General features: G+C 69.6%; 11 protein-coding genes. 7 read left to right on the forward strand and 4 right to left on the reverse strand.

Going from position 1 to position 16724, the window contains the following annotated elements; genetic code table 11:
- Window positions 1–83: 83 nt before the first annotated feature.
- Both BM142_RS19865 and fliG read right to left on the reverse strand, forming a co-directional pair.
- Window positions 84–815 (reverse strand): TetR/AcrR family transcriptional regulator, encoded by a 732-nt coding sequence (locus BM142_RS19865; RefSeq protein ID WP_139228959.1) that lies wholly within the window; start codon window positions 813–815, stop codon window positions 84–86.
- On the reverse strand, window positions 790–1857 hold the full coding sequence (gene fliG, locus BM142_RS19870; RefSeq protein ID WP_254791092.1) for a flagellar motor switch protein FliG: 1068 nt from the start codon (window positions 1855–1857) through the stop codon (window positions 790–792). The genes BM142_RS19865 and fliG overlap by 26 nt, the downstream gene beginning before the upstream one ends.
- A gap of 1425 nt (window positions 1858–3282) precedes the next feature.
- On the opposite strand from fliG, the gene BM142_RS19875 reads away from it, so the two are divergent.
- The 7 genes from BM142_RS19875 (at window position 3283) to BM142_RS24285 (ending at window position 14724) form a co-directional block, all read left to right on the forward strand.
- A complete protein-coding gene (locus BM142_RS19875) occupies window positions 3283–5205 on the forward strand; it encodes a putative bifunctional diguanylate cyclase/phosphodiesterase (protein WP_139228960.1) in 1923 nt (640 codons plus the stop codon).
- A 146-nt stretch (window positions 5206–5351) separates the two neighbouring features.
- On the forward strand, window positions 5352–6524 hold the full coding sequence (locus BM142_RS19880; RefSeq protein ID WP_092202498.1) for an HD domain-containing phosphohydrolase: 1173 nt from the start codon (window positions 5352–5354) through the stop codon (window positions 6522–6524).
- Window positions 6525–6546: 22 nt separating this feature from the next.
- Window positions 6547–7842: a two-component system sensor histidine kinase NtrB gene (locus BM142_RS19885; protein ID WP_175527377.1), complete on the forward strand. Its 1296-nt coding sequence runs from the start codon at window positions 6547–6549 to the stop codon at window positions 7840–7842.
- Between the two features lie 286 nt (window positions 7843–8128).
- Window positions 8129–10000, forward strand: a complete 1872-nt coding sequence (locus tag BM142_RS19890; RefSeq protein ID WP_175527378.1) for a S8 family serine peptidase — start codon at window positions 8129–8131, stop codon at window positions 9998–10000.
- A 16-nt stretch (window positions 10001–10016) separates the two neighbouring features.
- A complete protein-coding gene (locus BM142_RS19895) occupies window positions 10017–12692 on the forward strand; it encodes a putative bifunctional diguanylate cyclase/phosphodiesterase (RefSeq protein ID WP_175527379.1) in 2676 nt (891 codons plus the stop codon).
- Between the two features lie 108 nt (window positions 12693–12800).
- The gene (locus tag BM142_RS19900) at window positions 12801–13307 is read left to right on the forward strand and encodes a hypothetical protein (protein WP_092202506.1); all 507 of its coding nucleotides are present in this window, start codon (window positions 12801–12803) and stop codon (window positions 13305–13307) included.
- A 1108-nt stretch (window positions 13308–14415) separates the two neighbouring features.
- Complete coding sequence (locus tag BM142_RS24285; protein ID WP_139228961.1) at window positions 14416–14724, forward strand: hypothetical protein; 309 nt, start codon at window positions 14416–14418, stop codon at window positions 14722–14724.
- 117 nt (window positions 14725–14841) lie between these two features.
- Here the strand turns inward: BM142_RS24285 and BM142_RS19910 are convergent, their stop codons facing one another.
- Complete coding sequence (locus tag BM142_RS19910; RefSeq protein WP_092202510.1) at window positions 14842–16416, reverse strand: putative bifunctional diguanylate cyclase/phosphodiesterase; 1575 nt, start codon at window positions 16414–16416, stop codon at window positions 14842–14844.
- Between the two features lie 54 nt (window positions 16417–16470).
- A partial coding sequence (locus BM142_RS19915; RefSeq protein ID WP_175527380.1) for a transposase occupies window positions 16471–16724 on the reverse strand: 254 nt, incomplete at its 5' end.

Consider the following 16724-nt stretch of genomic DNA (forward strand, 5'->3'; position numbering starts at 1 on the left):
TTCTGTCGCCGAGCCCGGTGTAGGAGGGATCCCCGCTCGACGCAGCGGCCAGATCCCCGCTGCGGGTGCCACACATCCCCGGCTCAGCGGGACATCGCGTTTCGCTCCAGGGCACGCAGGAGACGGTCGGTCAATGCCGCGACGTGGGCGGCCCTCTCCTCCTGCCTGCCCCGCAGCGGGCGCTGGGCCGTGACAAGTACACGAACTGTCGCCAGCCACGTCGCTGCGGTGAATTCGGCGGTGACGCTCAGTTCATCTGAGGGCCTCGATGCCGGCCTCGCCGGGGCGTCTGCCCAGGCATCGGCGAGGGCCCTGCTGAGTCGACGCTCCGCGTCGTAGACCAGCTCGCGTTCGCGGGTGCTCAGGGCAGGGGAGGCTTCGACTGCGGAGGTGTAGCGCCTGCCTTCGGGCGTCGCCTCGAAGCGGACCCTGTCCCGAACCGACTCCACGAGGTACTGACGGAGCGCCGTGAGCGCCGATACCTGTGCGTCCCTGAACCGGACGGCGTCCGCGGGGCCGTCGATCCAGGTCGCCCGCCCGTCGAAGAACAATTCTTCCTTGGTCGCGAAGTGGTTGAACACCGTCTGCACCGAGACCGAAGCCGCCGCCGCGATGTTGGCGATGGTGACGGCCTCGAAACCTCGGGTAGCGAAGAGTTCCTGCGCTACCCGCCGGAGCTCTGATCGTGTCTGCGTCTTCCGCTCGGCGCGTGCCCTGTCGAGGTCGTCACCGTTGGACCCGCCGCGATACGGCCGCACTGCGTCCTGCATCGGAGTACCACCCAGTTTGTCAGGAGATGAAGTCTTCGTCGCCACCGCGGTTGATCGTCAGCTCGCCGCGTTCCTCCAGCGCCCGGATCGTGGCGACGACCTTGGCCTGCGCCTCCTCGACCGTGCTGGTCCGCACCGGACCGAGCAGCTCGATCTCCTCCGCGAGGTTCTCCGCCGCCCGCTCGGAGAGATTCCGGACCACCTTGTCGCGGACGTCGGGCCGCACACCCTTCAGGGCAGTGGCCAGGTCGTTGGCCTCCACCTCGCGCAGCACCTGCTGCAGGGAGCGGTCGTCGATGGTGACGATGTCCTCGAAGACGAACATCTGGTCGCGGACCTCGGCCGCCAGCTCCGGATCGGTGTTGTCCAGCCACTCGAGGATCGAGCGCTCGGTGGGCCGCGGCGAGCGACTGATGATGTCGACGAGGGTCTCGACCCCGCCGACCGTCGTCATGTCCTGGTGCGCCAGCAGCGAACCCATCCGCCGGCCCAGCTCCTCCTCCACCAGCCGCACCATCTCCGGCGAGGTGCGGTCCATGGTGGCGATGCGGTGCGCGACGGCGGCCTGCTGCTCGAACGGTAGGGCGGACAACACCTCGGCGGACTGGGCGGCGGTCAGGTGCGCCAGAACCAAGGCAATGATCTGGGGGTGCTCGTCCTTGAGGAAGGTGACCAGCTGGCGGACGTCGGCGTTGCGCAGCGAGGAGAACGGCACTTCCCGGTAGGCGGCATTGACCCGTGCCAGCAGATCATCGGCTTTGCCCTCTCCGAAGCTGGCGGCCAGGATCTCGCGGGCGAAATCCACGCCGCCACGGCCGACGAACTGCTGGGCGGACATCAGCCCGTGGAACTCGTTCATGACGCCGTCGACGTCGTCGGCCTCGACCGAGCCCAGCGTCATGAGTTCCCGGGTCAAGGCCTCCACCTCGCGGGGGCGGAGCCTCGACAGCAAGAGGCCGGCCTGCTCCTTGCTCAACTGGGCGAGGAATACCGCCGCCTTGCGCAGGCTGGAGAAGCCGGCAGTCGGGACCCCGGTGGCGGCGGGAGGAGGTGCCCCGGACGCGGCCGGCACGGGCTCGGTGCTCACGACGGTCATCTGGCTCTAGCGACCCACGCCGGGACCATGCTTCCGGCGGTGCCGATGGTGCCCGTTCACAACCAAGCCCGTCGGCTGGAAAGACATGGCCCCGGAGGTGGGACGGCGATCCGGGTCAGTGGAAGTCGTACGGTTTGCACCTCCCACACCTCGGCCAGGTACCGAACCGGGTCGTCATCCGCGGCACGGTGGCGACCAGGCATGGTCTGTCGGTGGCGACCCGCCGGCCCTCCGGGCGACACCGCGGTGACCGCGGGCGGCTTGTAGAGGTGCGTTCCGTACTGGTACTCCTCCGCTTCCGACGAAGCCCGCGAGAAGTGCCGCGCGGTTGACGGATCCATGTCACCACAGTAGGGAGCCGGATGGCTACGTTGCGTGAAGCACGCCGGGAGGCGGGCATTGTGAATGGACGCCGAACTCGTCGGTGCGCCGCCATGTCTCCGGCGACCGCGCGCGACGATCCCTCTATCGAGCACCGTCTCCACCCTCGTCGTTCTGCCGCCCCTCGCCGGATGGCTGCGCCGGGACGGGGAAGGCAGAGGACATCTCTGACTCCGTGATTCGGCAACCGTTCGGGCAGTCGAACTCGACTGGCTCCTGTCCGATCCAGCCGATGGCGGCGGGGCGCCCACAGGCCGGGCAAGGGTGCCAGGTGACTCTCTCGCTCATGGTTGTCCCGGCGCCCCGAACCGTCGCGGGAGAAGGCCGAACGGCCGCCCGCCCACGCCCGGGTCAGCCACGGAGGCGGTGACGCACTTGGAGCACACGAGTGCCGCGCCGACCAACCCGGCCAAGGAGACGTAGTCCTCGACGGTGACCGGTGTCCCGTCGTCGGTCATGAGTTGGCACTCGGTCGGCTGCTGGTCGCCGCATCGCGAGCAAGTCAGGTTTGGACGGCAGGGATCGGTGATCACCGGGCCGCCAGCGGGCAACTCGGGTCCAAGTCCCCTGTCCGCGGCCGCGCGCAGGGCGCAACGTTCGGCACGGGTCCAGTCGCCTCCTTGTTAGGCGGGTGGATCAAGGGGTCGTCTGGTGTTGGCGCACCGGGCGACCCCGCCCTGCATCCTGCGCCCGATGCCTCAGGACACGCCAGTGGGCGGATCCAAAATTCCGGGCAGGGCGCGCTCGCTGGCTGTCACCAGCGGCCGGCCACGCGCACAAGATCACGCCCTTCCAGCGTGGGGGCCACGTGTCACTCCCACGAGCGTGGGACAAGCGTCGGCGCCCGGCGGGCTCGTGCAGCGGGCGTAGCCCGAAGCTGAGATACGCCCCGAATCATTGCCCGCTGGTTCTCTGCGGCCACGGCACCCCCCGAAAGGGCGGCTCAGGGCTGCGCGATATCAACCGGCGAGCCGCGCAGCCGATACGAGTCATGTGATGTCCGGAAGCAGTGCCGCCCGCGCCCGTAGGGTCGCCATGTCATCAGTCCTTTTGGTCCTGGTCTTTGCCGTCGCCCTGGGCGGCATTGCCTGGTCCCTGCAGGCGCTGGAGAAGCGCGCAGTGGTGCGTGCTGACGATGACGGCCTCGAGTCGGCGGCAGTCATTGCGGCATCCCTGGTGCAGCCCCATCTTCATGCCGCCGACGTGCTGGCCGGCCAGCTGACGGCGGATGACATCGGTGAGATGCAGGCCGCCGCCACCGTGCTGCGGCGGGACGGTCGCCTGATCGGTCTTGGTGTGTGGCGCCTCGACGGGTCCCCGCTGTTCCTCGATGACGCGTTCGCTGAGGGACGGATGCGCTTGTCCGACGCCGACCTCCAGAGAGCCGCGTCAGGGGAGCCGTGGACGGTTCACCGTGTTGATCCGGACGGTGAGGGCCACTTGGAGGTCACCATTCCGGTGCCGAGCGAGGGTGCGTCCGACACTGCAGTGGCATCGGTGGTGAAGGTCGTCCTACCGCGCGCGGACCTGACTCCGGCCGCCTTGGAGCGGCTGGATCGGCAGCAGGCCTGGACCGCGCTGATCCTGCTGTCTCCTGTTCTCGGCCTCGTGCTGCTGCAGTGGCGCCTGCGGCGCCGGCAGGAGGAGCGCCGGCGGGACCCGTTGACCGGCCTGTTGAACGGCCGGGCGTTGACCGACGACTGCACGCGGCTCCTGGCCAAGGCGAGCGATCGGCGGCCGCTGGCTCTGCTCGTGATCGATCTGACCGAGTTCAAGACGGTCAACAGCACGCTGGGCCATCCGGCGGGGGACATGCTGCTTCAGCAGGTCGCCGCCGCCTTGAAGGCTGCCGTGCGACAGGGTGACCGGGTGTTTCGCCTGGGCGGTGACGAGTTCGCCGTTCTGTTGAGGGATCTGCGCGACGCCTCGGGAGCACAGAAGCGAGCCGAGTCCTTGCTGCGTCACCTGCGGGAGGCGTCCTTCCGGGTCGATGGTGTCGACCTCGTCGTCGACGCCGGCATCGGCGTGACTCTTGCTCCCGAGCACGGGACCACGGTGGCGGATCTGCTGCAGCGGGCGGATGTCGCGATGTACCAGGCCAAGCGAGCCGAGAGCGGCACGATGATCTATGACGCCAGCACCGACGAGCACGATGTCGGGGAACTGGCGATGGGCACCGAGCTGCGCCGAGCCCTCGAGAACGAGGAGTTCGTCCTGCACTACCAGCCGAAGGTTGCGCTCGCCGACCAGTGCGTGACCAGCGTCGAGGCGCTCGTTCGCTGGCAGCACCCCACGCGCGGTCTCCTGCCTCCCGGTGTGTTCCTGCCGGCGCTGGAGCGCAGCGGACTGATGCAACCGCTCACTCGGTGGGTGCTGCGTGAAGCCATCCGTCAGGCCGCCAGCTGGCGCCGGGCGGGCATGCCGCTGGCCGTGGCGGTCAACATCAGTCCGCGCAGCCTGTTGGAGGATGACCTCCCCGCGCGGGTGCTGGCGAAACTGTTGGCGGCTGACCTGCCGGCCAGTTTTCTCGAGCTGGAGATCACCGAGACGGCCGTGATGACCGACCCGAAGAAGGCTGCGTTGGTGCTGGCGCAGCTGAATGCGCGGGGCATCAAGGTGTCCATCGATGACTTCGGCGCCGGCTACACCAGCTTGGCGCACCTGCGCACGCTGCCCATCTCGGCGCTCAAGATCGACCGCAGCCTGATCAGCCACATGCTGGAGCGCGACGAAGACCACGCGGTGACCGAGGCGCTCATCGGTCTCGGTCACCGTCTGGGGCTCACTGTGATCGCTGAGGGCATCGAGACCGATGAGGTGCTCGACCGGTTGACGCAGCTGGGCTGCGACGAGGCACAGGGCTATCTGATCAGCAAGCCGGTGGCCCCGGACGCGCTCGAAGGCTGGATGGCCGCGCGAGCCGTCGATCAGGGCTCCCCTTCGGCTCAGGTGTCCTGACTCAGTTCTCTACTGGCGGCCAGAGCCGCTCTGCCGGCGGACAGAACGTTTGTCTTTCTCCTTAAGTTCGGCGCTCCCGGCGCCGAAGGAGCAATCACGTCACTCCCGTCGCCGACGTAAACCCGCACGATTTTCCAGGAGCTCCGATGACTTCCGCCGCTGGCTTGCTGTCCCGGGCGTCGACCGATGCGCCGTCGATCCTGTTGGTGGACGACGAGGTGGCGATCCTCGACGGGCTCCGCCGGCAGCTGCGGAAGCGATTCACGGTGCACACCGCGAGCGGCGGCGCCGAGGCCCTGGAGTTGCTGAAGACCGAACAGGTGTCCGTCGTCGTGTCCGACATGCGGATGCCACAGATGAACGGCGCGACGTTCCTCTCCGAGGTGCGGTCGCTCTACCCGAACGTCGTGCGGATCCTGCTGACCGGCCAGGCGGACACGCAGGCGGCGATCACGGCGGTCAACGAGGGCCAGATCTACCGGTTCCTCACCAAGCCGTGCCCGCCCGAGGTGCTCCTGGAAGAGATCGGGAGTGCCGTCGAGCTCAACCGCCTGGTGACCGCGGAGAAGGAGCTGCTGGGCAGCACCCTGCGCCGGACGGTGGAGGCGCTCACCGCCACGCTGTCGCTGGCGCAGCCGGCGGCCTTCGGCCGCGCGCTGCGGATCAGTCGGACCGTCACCGAGCTCGCCGAGGCCCTGGGCGTCGAGGACGCCTGGGAGCTGGAGGTGACGGCCATGCTGTCCCAGCTCGGCGCAGTCACCCTGCCCCCGAACGTGCTGGAGAAGCTGGACGCCGGCCGTCCGCTCAGCGAGGAAGAGGCCGAGATGGCCGACCGGGTGCCCGAGGTGAGCCGCAAGCTGGTCAGCGTCATCCCGAGGCTGGAGGGCGTCGCCGATGCGATCGGCTGGCAGCGGGCCCGCTACGACGGCCGGATGTCGCCGCTGGACGTACCGCGCGGCGCCGACCTGCCCTTGGCTGCGCGGGTCCTTCGTGTGGCGGTGGACTTCGACCTGGGAACGTCGCAGCGGCCGGCCGTCCAGGACACGCTCGCCGCGATGAGCAGCGATGCCGGCCCCTACGATCCCCGGATCCTGGAGGCCCTCGTCGGGCTGCACGGTGCCGAGGAGGTGGCGGGGGAGCCTCGGGAGATCGGCATCGACGACCTCGAGCCGGGCATGGTGATCTTCGACGACATCCTCACCACCGACGATGTGATGCTCATCAGCCGGGGCACGGTCGTCACCGATCCGTTGATCCTGCGCCTGGAGAACTACATCAGCCAAGGTCGCGTCGGTAGCCGGATGCGCGTGCAGGGCTGACCGGCAAACCATGGGGAATGACATGAATGCGCTGTCCGACAAGGCGTCCGATGACGTGTCGGAGCAGGGACTATCGGCCCGGCTTGCCGCCGCAGAGCAGGAACTGGCCGCCACACGCGACCAACTCCAGCATTGCGCGGCGGTGATGGCGGCGAACGACGACGCGATCATCACGCTGTCCCCGGACGGTCGGATCACTCACTGGAACGCCGCGGCCGAGCAGCTGTTCGGACGTGGGGGGGACGAAGCCCTGGGACAGACTCTCGGCACACTCCTCCCCGGCGGCGCTGCTGCCCTCGCCGGCGCATGGTCGAGCGTCGTGGCGGGTGGCCGCGGAGCGTTCGACGCGGCACACGTCCGTAACGACGGTTCGGCGGCTCACGCCGCCGTGACGCTCTCCGCCGTCCTCGACGACGGTGGTCAGGTGCGTGCGGTCGTGGGGGTCGTCCGGGACATCAGCGATTACAAGATCCGCGAGGCCGAGTTCCATCAGGAGTCCAAGCTCGAGTCGCTGGGCCGGCTGTCAGCGGGTCTGGCGCACGAGATCAACACCCCGATCCAGTACGTCGGTGACAACGCCCGGTTCCTCGAGGAGGCCTACCAGGAACTCATCCGCGTGGTGGAGGTGTACCGGTCCCTGCTGGACACCTCCAACCCGATCGGCTGGGCCGAACGACAGGAGCAGGTCCGCATCGCCGAGGCCGGCATCGACTTCGACTACCTGCAGAAGGAGATCCCCAGCGCGGTCGAGCAGACCCTGGAAGGCATCGAGCGGGTGTCGCGGATCGTCCGCGCGATGAAGACCTTCAGTCATCCCGGACACCAGGAGCAGGTCCCGGCGGATCTCAACGAGGCACTGGAGGCGACGGTCACCGTCACCCGCCACCAGGTGAGTGACGTCGCCGAGCTCACCATGGACCTGGCCGACCTGCCCCCAGTGATGTGCAACATCGCCGACCTGAACCAGGTGTTCCTCAACCTGATCGTCAACGCCGCGGACGCAATCGAGGAGACCGGGTCGCGCGGTGCCATCGACGTCTCGACGGCGGTGGACGGCGACGACGTCGTTGTCCGGATCAGCGACACTGGCGGCGGCATCCCCGAGGACATGCGGGCGAAGATCTTCGACCCCTTCTTCACCACCAAGGACGTCGGTCGCGGGAGCGGACAAGGGCTGCCGCTGGCCCGCGGGGTCGTTCAGGAGGGTCACGGCGGCAGCCTCACCCTGGATACGGTCGTCGGCCAGGGCACCACCTTCACCGTGCGACTGCCCATCGATGGGCGACCCGCGCCTGGGCCGGTGGAGACCCGCACCTGAACCCGTCGTTCCTGCGGGCAGTCGCCTGCTCCGAGGGCAGCGTCGGCTGACGGCTTGCCGACGCACTCCCACGCGGGCTGCGCCGTGCCAGGCGCCGATCGAGTCGAGCGAGACCCGGACTGCGGGCGGAGCCTCCGTCCCCGTCCTGGACGTGGACGTCCCGCGGCGACGGGCGGAAACCCGGGCATCCCACCCAGGGGTGAACGCGCTCAGGGCGCTACAGCACCGTGCTCTCCGTGCCGATCTAGTTCCGGAAGAACGGATGACATCGGAGGGAAGTTCAAGGATGAGGACCACACAGAGCGGCGAGACCTCCACCGGGCCGCCGGCGTACGGCGTGACCTGGGGTGGGGTGCCGCTGCACGCGCGACGCATGACGACGGTCGCGACTGCCGTGTTCGTCGTCGCGGGGGCGATCGTTCCGGGGACGGCGCTGGCTACGGCGGACGCCCCGCCGGTGTCGGTCATCGTGCAGGAGTTCCCGGGCGCCGGGAATGCGCCCGAGCGCGCGGTCGCCGCCCTCGGCGGCACCGTCGAAGAGCCGCTGGGGATCATCAACGGCTTCAGCGCGACGCTGCCGACCGACCGGCTGGGCGCGTTGCGCGCGGCGGCCGGCGTCCGATCGGTCACCGAGGACGCAGCGGTCGAGCTCCTCGACGCCGAGACGGAGGCGGTCAACAGCCTCTCCGGGTCGTTGCACTCGATCAACCACGAGGTCATCGGCGCGTCGGGCATGTGGGACAAGGGCTTCACCGGTCGCGGCGTCGACGTGGCGCTCATCGACTCCGGTGTCGTGCCGGTCGACGGGCTCCGCGGGTCGGGCAAGGTCGTCTACGGCCCGGACCTCTCGTTCGAGGCCCGGCTGTGTGACGAGACGGGTTGCGTCGACAGCCCGGTGCACGACCTCGACACCTACGGGCACGGCACGCACATGGCCGGCATCATCGCCGGCCGTGACGACGCCACGCCCAGCCCGGTGAGCAGCGCCGACGCGTCGAACTTCAAGGGCGTGGCCCCCGATGCACGCATCGTCAGCATCAAGGTCGCCGACGCCTTCGGCATGACCGACGTATCCCAGGTGATCGCCGCCATCGACTGGGTGGTGCAGAACCGCAACAAGGGCGGGCTGAACATCCGCGTGCTGAACCTGTCCTTCGGGACCGACGGCGTGCAGGACTACCAGCTCGACCCGCTCACCTACGCGGCCGAGGTCGCCTGGCACAGCGGGATCGTCGTCGTCGTGGCCGCCGGTAACGGTGGTTACGGCACCGACAAGCTGAACAACCCCGCCCACGACCCGTACGTGATCGCCGTGGGCGGCGTCGACGGCAAGGGAACGCACGGCATCGGCGACGACGTCGTTCCGGCGTGGTCGAGCACCGGTGACGGCGGGCGCAACCCCGACCTGGTCGCCCCCGGCGCCTCGGTCGCGAGCCTTCGCGCCCCGGGGTCCTACCTGGACGACAGCTACCCGAACGCACGCAACGGGGAGCGGTTCTTCCGCGGCAGCGGTACCTCGCAGGCCGCCGCGGTCGTCTCCGGCGCCGCAGCCCTGCTGGTCTCGCAGCGGCCCGGCATCACGCCGGACCAGGTGAAGGCCCTGCTGGTCGGGACGGCCAAGGAACTGCCCAAGGCGGATGCAATCGCCCAGGGCAACGGGCTGGTGGACCTGAAGAAGGCCCGCCAGGCCGCCACCCCGACGGCGGTGCAGACCTGGCCGCGGGCCACCGGCCTCGGCTCCCTGGACGAGTCCCGTGGCTCGGCTCACCTCGAGCTCGACGGCACGCTGCTCGAGGGCGAGTTCGACGTCCGCGGCACGGCCTGGGACCCGCAGGCCTGGACCCGTGCCACCACGGCCGGGACCAGCTGGAGCGGCGAAGCCTGGAACGGTCAGGAGTGGTACGCCGTCGCGACCGATGGCGCCCTGCTGGAGCTGACCTGGTCCGGGCGTACCTGGTCCGGGCGCACCTGGTCCGGACTCACCTGGAACGGCCGCACCTGGTCGGGCCGCACGTGGTCCGGCCGCACCTGGTCCGGTGACAGCTGGACCGGGCGCACCTGGTCGGGCGTCAGCTGGACGGGCCGCACGTGGTCCGGCCGCACCTGGTCGGGCCGCACCTGGTCCGGCTCGGCGTGGTCGGGCGCGGACTGGAACTGATCACATGTCGACGACGATGACGGACAGCTCCCCCGGGGGGCGTCCGAGAGGCGCGTGGCTGACCACGAGCCGGCGGATCGCTCTGCTGGTCGCGGTACTGGCCGCAGCCGCGGTGGCGCTGTTCGTCATCGTCGTCCGTGATCTCCCCGGGCTGGACGCCCCGTTCACCCTGCCGTGGCCGGTGTGGGTGCTGGCCTTCGCCGCCAGCGAGCTCGTGGTGGTCCACGTGCAGGTGCAGCGCGACTCCCACTCCTTCTCGCTGACGTACCTGGTGCTCACCGCCGGCCTCTACCTGCTGGAGCCCGCCGACGTGGTGCTCACGCTGGTGGCCGGGGCGGGCCTGGCGCTGACGCTGCACCGACGCCAGTTCGGCCTCAAGCTCGTCTTCAACCTGGTGCAGTACGCACTGGGCGCCTGCCTCGCCGTCGCGCTGTTCAGCGTGATGGTGCAGGACTCGGACGGGACCGGCCCCCTGGGCTGGCTGGCCGCCCTGGCCGCCGTGACCGTAATCACGGTCAGCGCCGACCTGTGCATCTTCGCGGTGATCAGCCTCTCCGAGGGATCGGCCGACGTCCGGGAACTGCCCCGGATGCTCGGCCTGTCCCTGCCGTTCGCCCTGGGAGTGGCGGCGATCGGGCTGCTCGCCGCATACATCGCCATGCACAACACGACGGCGTTGCTCCTGCTGGTCCTGCCCTGCGTGTTGCTGATCAGCGCCTACCGGGCCTACACCAAGGCGCAGGAACAGCAGAACAACCTCCGGCTGCTGCACGAGGTCACGTCCCTGCTCTACAACAGCGACGACGCCACCGCCGCGCTGACCAACTTCCTCACCTCCATGCGTGGTGCCTTCCGCGCCGGCGTCGGTGAGCTGGTCCTGTTCGGCGAAGGGGACGGCGTCACCACGGTGAGCCGCAGCCGCGACGGCCAGGAGCCCTCCGCCCTCGTCCCCCTGCGGCACACCACCGACGTCGAGGCACTGGTGGAATCGGCGACCGCCGCCGGTGTGCTCACCACGCGGACCGGCCAGGTCCGTGGCTCGCAACTCGACCGCTACGCGACGCAGCGGGGCTTCAAGGACGCGATGGTGTCCGTTCTCCGCACGGAGGATCGCGTGCACGGGCTGCTGCTCGTCGGTGACCGGCTCGGCGAGGTTGCGACCTTCTCCAACAGCGACACGTCTCTGCTGGAGACCTTCGCGCGGCACGTGGCCACGTCCCTCGAGCGCGGCCGGCTGGAGACCGACCTGCGCCACGTGACCGAACTGAAGGAGAAGCTCCGCCACCAGGCCATGCACGACGCCCTGACCGGCCTGCCCAACCGGACCCTCTTCCTCGACCGCACGCAGCACGCCGTCCACCTCGCCGGCCGCAACGGCATGTGGCCCGCCGTGCTCTACATCGACCTCGACGGCTTCAAGCCGGTCAACGACACCTACGGGCACGAGGCCGGTGACGTCCTGCTCCAGGCGTTCTCCCAGCGGCTCAGCGACTGTCTGCGCTCTGCGGACACCGCCGCCCGCCTCGGTGGCGACGAGTTCGCCGTCCTCCTGCACGGGCCGATCGACGAGGTCGGTGTGCAGCGCGTGCTCGACCGCATCCGCGGCCAGCTGGCCCTCCCGATCGACCTCGGCGCCGGGCGGGAGGCCACCATCGGCGCGAGCATCGGCGTGGCCTTCGCCGACGCCGCGACCGACGTCGCCACTCTCATCGGTCACGCCGACGTCGCGATGTACACGGCGAAGCGCAACGGCCGCCAGCGCTCCGTCTTCTACGAGGCCGGATTGGGAGAGGCTGCCCCGGAGCAGCCGGACCCCGCCGCCGAGCTGGCCGCTGCACTCGACCGCGGAGAGCTCACCGTCGCCTACCAGCCGCTGGTGGACCTGCGCACCGGTAGCCCCACCGGGGCGGAAGCACTGGTGCGCTGGCAGCACCCGACCGAGGGCAACCGGCCGCCCGACACGTTCATCCCGCTGGCCGAGGAGACGGGCCTGATCATGGAGATCGGCGAATTCGTCCTCCGCGACGCCTGCCGGCAGGCGGCCCGGTGGGTCGGCTCTGCCGACGACTCGGTGCCCCTGATGGTCACGGTCAACCTGTCCGCGCGCCAGGTGACCGACCCGCGGACCGTCGACGCCGTCCGTGCCGCCCTGACGGAGACGGACCTCGACCCGCACCGGCTGGTCCTGGAGATCACCGAGACCGTCCTCATGCAGGACCGCGAGGCGGCCGCGACGAACCTGGGGAAGCTCAAGGCACTCGGGGTCCGCATCGCCATCGACGACTTCGGCACCGGCTACTCGTCGTTGGCCTACCTGTCCCGCTTCCCCCTCGACATGCTCAAGGTGCCCCGCGAGTTCGTCGACGGCCTCGGCCGGGACGCCAACGCCGACATCGTCACCCGCGCCATCGTGGAGCTGGCCGGGGCCCTCGGACTGCTCACCGTTGCCGAGGGAGTGGAGACCGACGAGCAGCGCCGGCACGTGGCGGAACTGGGCTGCGACCTCGCCCAGGGATACCTCTTCTCCCGTCCCGTCGACGCGGAGACGGTCCTGGCCCTCATGACCGGGCTGGATGTGGCCGCCCCGCCCGCCGACCTTGCGGGGGGTGCTCCGCCCGCCGACCTTGCGGGGGGTGCTCCGCCCGCCGACCTTGCGGGGGGTGCTCCGGCACCGGCGCTGGCCACCGCGTGACCTTGGGCTTGCAAGACATCGCGTGATGACGCTTCAAACTCACTACCCGCCACTACAGCGCCGATCCGGCGCACCGGGGCGGTCACCCATTGACGGCAGACTGGCAACGTGGAGACCTGGTCCGGGCTACTGGGCGCGGCGGTTGGCGGCTTGATCGCCGGGCTCGTGGCCTGGCTGCAGACGCGCGCCTCGATCCGCCACCAGTTCGACCTCTTTCGCCAAGGGCTCGAGGCCGACCGTCAGGGCGGCCGGACCGCTTTCCGCCGGGCAGCCGCCAGTGATGCGCTGAGGGCGCTCGCGATCCTGGACGCGGCCATGCCGCACATGGACCACCGCTTAAGCCGGCTACGGCAGGACTCTCCCGGTTACGTCATCAAGCGACGTGAGCAGGCGGAACTCGCCCTCGGGGAGTTGCGCCGGGCCGAACTCTCAACCGTTCCGTCCCTCGGTGCAGACGTACAGCAACAGTGGCACGCCCTGATCGTCGCCGCGGACACAGCGAGTCGCGCGGGCAACAGCATGGGTGACGAAGCCTGCAGCGCGGCCGCAGCCGCGCTGCAGGAGGAGGCCTCCTCGATGCATGCTGACCTTGTCGCACTCACCGACGCCCAATAGGGCACGTTCCGCGGGTGCGGGCAGGAGCCGAGCAGTGACGCCACGGAGTCAGCCCGCACCGAAGGCGCGTCGAGACCCTCCCCGCGCGGATGACCTGTGCCGCAAGCGGAGTAGGACGCAGTCCGCTGGGCCCGCCGCTCAAAGGCGCCTGTCCTGCAGAGGAACCGTTGCGGGACGGCGGCCAGCTGGTCACCAGGCAGTCCTCCGGTGCGCCGGTAGTCGTTGGTTCACTGCAACGACATGGATCCGTCGGCACGACCTTGGACCCCCGGCTCGGAAGATTGTCGGCTCGTCATGTCGGGGGTCGGGCCCGCCGAGAGCGTCTACCAGATAGAGAGATCTCCAAGAGGATGAGCAACGCGCGCGACGACGAGTTCTCGGACTTCGTCGTCGAGCACGAATCGCACCTGTTGCGGACCCGCCTTCCTGCTAACTCGCGACCGCGGGCCACGCCGAACACCTGCTCAGGCGGCGCTGGCCAAGGTCTACCGGCACTGGTTGCCGGCCCGCGACGCGGACCATCCACTGGCCTACGTGCGCAGGCTGATGGTGAACAACACCTCAGCTGGCGCCGCCGGCTCATGTCCCCGGAGGAGGCCGTGAAGCTGATCCCGGACCCGGCAGAGGGCGACTTCCAGACGTCGCACGCGGTCGGAGACGAGGTGCGCCGGGCGCTCGCAACCCGTGTCGCCGCGGGTGCGCGCCGCCCTCGTCCTGCGCTTCTTCGAAGACCTCACCAGACCCCAGACCGCCGAAATCCTCGGCTTGCTCGGTCAGCACCGTAAACACCGCCCGCAGCGGCCTGACCGCCCTGCGAGCGGTCCTCTCCCCCGCCGGCGAGCCCGCCGCGCAGGCGGCCTACCCGGGTCGGAGGACGTCGTTAACGATCTCGAGGACACCATCCGGAGGACACTGCATGCGATCGCCGACGACGCCGGATCGCCGGCCGGCCCGGTTCACGGCGGAGTGGGCCCATCGACCGCTACCGCCGCGACCGGCGCAGACGCGCCGGGCTGTGGGCGACCGCTGCCTCGGTGGCGGTGATCGCGGCGGCGCCCCACAGCGCTGGGCGCCTGGAACGCGGCCCCCCGAGCGAAGGGAGTCGGTGGTGGCGGTCGAAGCCCCGACGGAGCCGACGCCATCGGAGGCGCCGGCACCGTCGGTTCCCGAGCCCGAGCCGGCCGCCGGTGCACCGGCCGGCGGAGGGCTCGAGAATGGATCGGCCGACCCGAAACTGGGCGTGGCCTACCGGTTCGATCGCCTGACGCACTGCGGCATGGACTGGACGCGCTTCGGCGGCCGCGACTGGAAGACCGTGCAGCCGACGTCCCCGGCGCCCGGCAAGTTGCCGCCCCCCGGACAAGAGATCAGCACGATCAGCCATTACATCGGCGGGACCATTGCCCTCGTCGAGTAGGACCTGCTGTGTTTCACCGTCACCGGGGTCTACCCCGACGGCCGGAGCGGGACGTGCGACTTCGTGCCCATGACCAGAGCGATCCCCCGCTGTGCGAGTGAACGAGAGGAACAGCTACTACACGGCAACCGAGGCGGGCACCGGCGTCCCGGCGAGGAGGGCATCGAGCACGGCAGCCGGTTCAGCCGGCCGACCCAGAAGGTAGCCCTGTGCGCGATGGCAGCCCATGTCTTGCAGCGCCTGCAGCTGGGCCGGGGTCTCGACCCCTTCAGCTACGACGCGGAGCCCGAGCCCCTGCCCCAGGCCCACGATGCCGGCCACGAAGGCGGAGGAGCCCTCATCGGTGAGCTGCGCTGTGAAGGCCTGATCAACCTTCACCTCCGTCACCGGCAAGCGACGCAGCTGCGCCAAGGACGAGTACCCGGTCCCGAAGTCGTCCACGGAAATGCCCACACCCAGCTCCCGCAGCCGGTGCAGGTTGCCGTTTCCGGCCGCAACATGCGACATCACCTGGCTCTCGGTGACCTCCACGACCAACCGGTCACACGGCAGACCGGACTCCATCAGGACCTTGTGCACCAACTCGGCGAAATCGGGCTTGTTCAGCTGGACGGCCGAGACGTTGACCGCCAACTCAAGATCCATCCCCTGCTCTCGCCAGCCCGCAACGACGCGGCTGGCCTCGCGAAGGATGTACTCCCCGATCTCCTCGATTATTCCGCTGTCCTCGGCGATAGGCACGAAGAGGCCCGGAGACACCAGTCCCATCTCCGGGTGATACCAGCGCGCGAGGGCTTCCACCGCAACCACCCGGCCGCTGGCCAGATCGATCTGCGGCTGGAGATGAACTCGAAATTCGCCGCGGCCGACCGCGCCGCGCAGCTCCGTTTCCACTCGCAACCGCTCCGGCGACTGTTCCAGGTGCACCAGTCCGCGGGCCTCGGCCCTGACCCGGTGCATGTCTTCGTACGCGCGCTCGATCAGTCGTTGGCTGAGCCCGCGGCGATCATGTGGTCCGGCGAGGGGCGCCGCGTCCGCGATGGCGAAGCCGATGGCAAGGTCGACGAACACCTCTTCGCCACCGACGCGCATCGGCGCGGTCAGGCTGCTTCGGACCCTGGCAGCCACGTCCTCAGCATCCGAGTCCCCGACGCCAGGAAGGAGCACTACGAACTCGTCGCCGCTATAGCGAGCCACGGTATCCCCTTCCCGTACCACCGCGGCGCTCAGGCGCCCGGCAACCTGCCGCAGCAGCTCATCACCGGCCCCATGCCCGAGGCTGTCGTTGATCCGCTTGAGCCGGCTGACGTTGCAGAAAAGGACGGCGACCTGGGCGCCTTCCCGGTCGACCTCACCGAGCGCGGACTCCAACCGGGCTTCGAACAACGCACGGTTGGGCAGGCCGGTGAGCGCATCGTGGGAATCTTGCCGCCGGATCTCGTCCAGAAGCCGACTGTTGTCCAAGGCCACCCCGGCCAGCCCAGCGAGTCCCCAGAGGCGCTCGGTGAGCGCCTCTCCGAGAACGGGCGGGGGCGTGGTCTCCACCCAGTGGGCGAGAACGATGCCCACGAGTTGGTCGTCGACCTTGATGGGAACCGCACCGATGGCCTCGACACCGAACTCATCGAGCATGTCTTGTGCCCATGTTGAGCCGCCGCGGTCGATGAGCATCGGAAGACCGGCGGCCACCATGGTCAAGTCCGCTGGCGTGGTGTGTGACGGCTGGCGCGTGATCTTCGTGATTCGTTAGGCGCTGAGCGCCGGAATAGTCACCTCCTCAGCGGTGGTGGAGTCGGTGTCGGCAACGGGTCGGATGCGGCAGCGGGCGAGGACGTCAAGGCCGAGGTAGCGGCGGCCTTCGGCCCACTCGTCGTGCTGCTCGGCCAGTACGGCGCCGACCAGGCGGATCAGGGAGTCGCGGTCGGGGAAGATGCCGACCACGTCGGTGCGCCGGCGGATCTCCCGGTTGAGCCGCTCGCTCGGATTGTTCGACCAGATCT

Source organism: Blastococcus tunisiensis, from assembly GCF_900112815.1.
In the GTDB taxonomy this organism is placed as follows: Bacteria; Actinomycetota; Actinomycetes; order Mycobacteriales; family Geodermatophilaceae; genus Blastococcus_B; species Blastococcus_B tunisiensis.

Bases quoted from the DNA above. Each gene is read 5' to 3' on its own strand.
- BM142_RS19875 (WP_139228960.1), top strand. From the start codon at position 3,283: ATGTCATCAGTCCTTTTGGTCCTGGTCTTTGCCGTCGCCCTGGGCGGC.
- BM142_RS19880 (WP_092202498.1), top strand. From the start codon at position 5,352: ATGACTTCCGCCGCTGGCTTGCTGTCCCGGGCGTCGACCGATGCGCCG.
- BM142_RS19885 (WP_175527377.1), top strand. From the start codon at position 6,547: ATGAATGCGCTGTCCGACAAGGCGTCCGATGACGTGTCGGAGCAGGGA.
- BM142_RS19890 (WP_175527378.1), top strand. From the start codon at position 8,129: ATGAGGACCACACAGAGCGGCGAGACCTCCACCGGGCCGCCGGCGTAC.
- BM142_RS19895 (WP_175527379.1), top strand. From the start codon at position 10,017: ATGACGGACAGCTCCCCCGGGGGGCGTCCGAGAGGCGCGTGGCTGACC.
- BM142_RS19910 (WP_092202510.1), bottom strand. From the start codon at position 16,416: ATGGTGGCCGCCGGTCTTCCGATGCTCATCGACCGCGGCGGCTCAACA.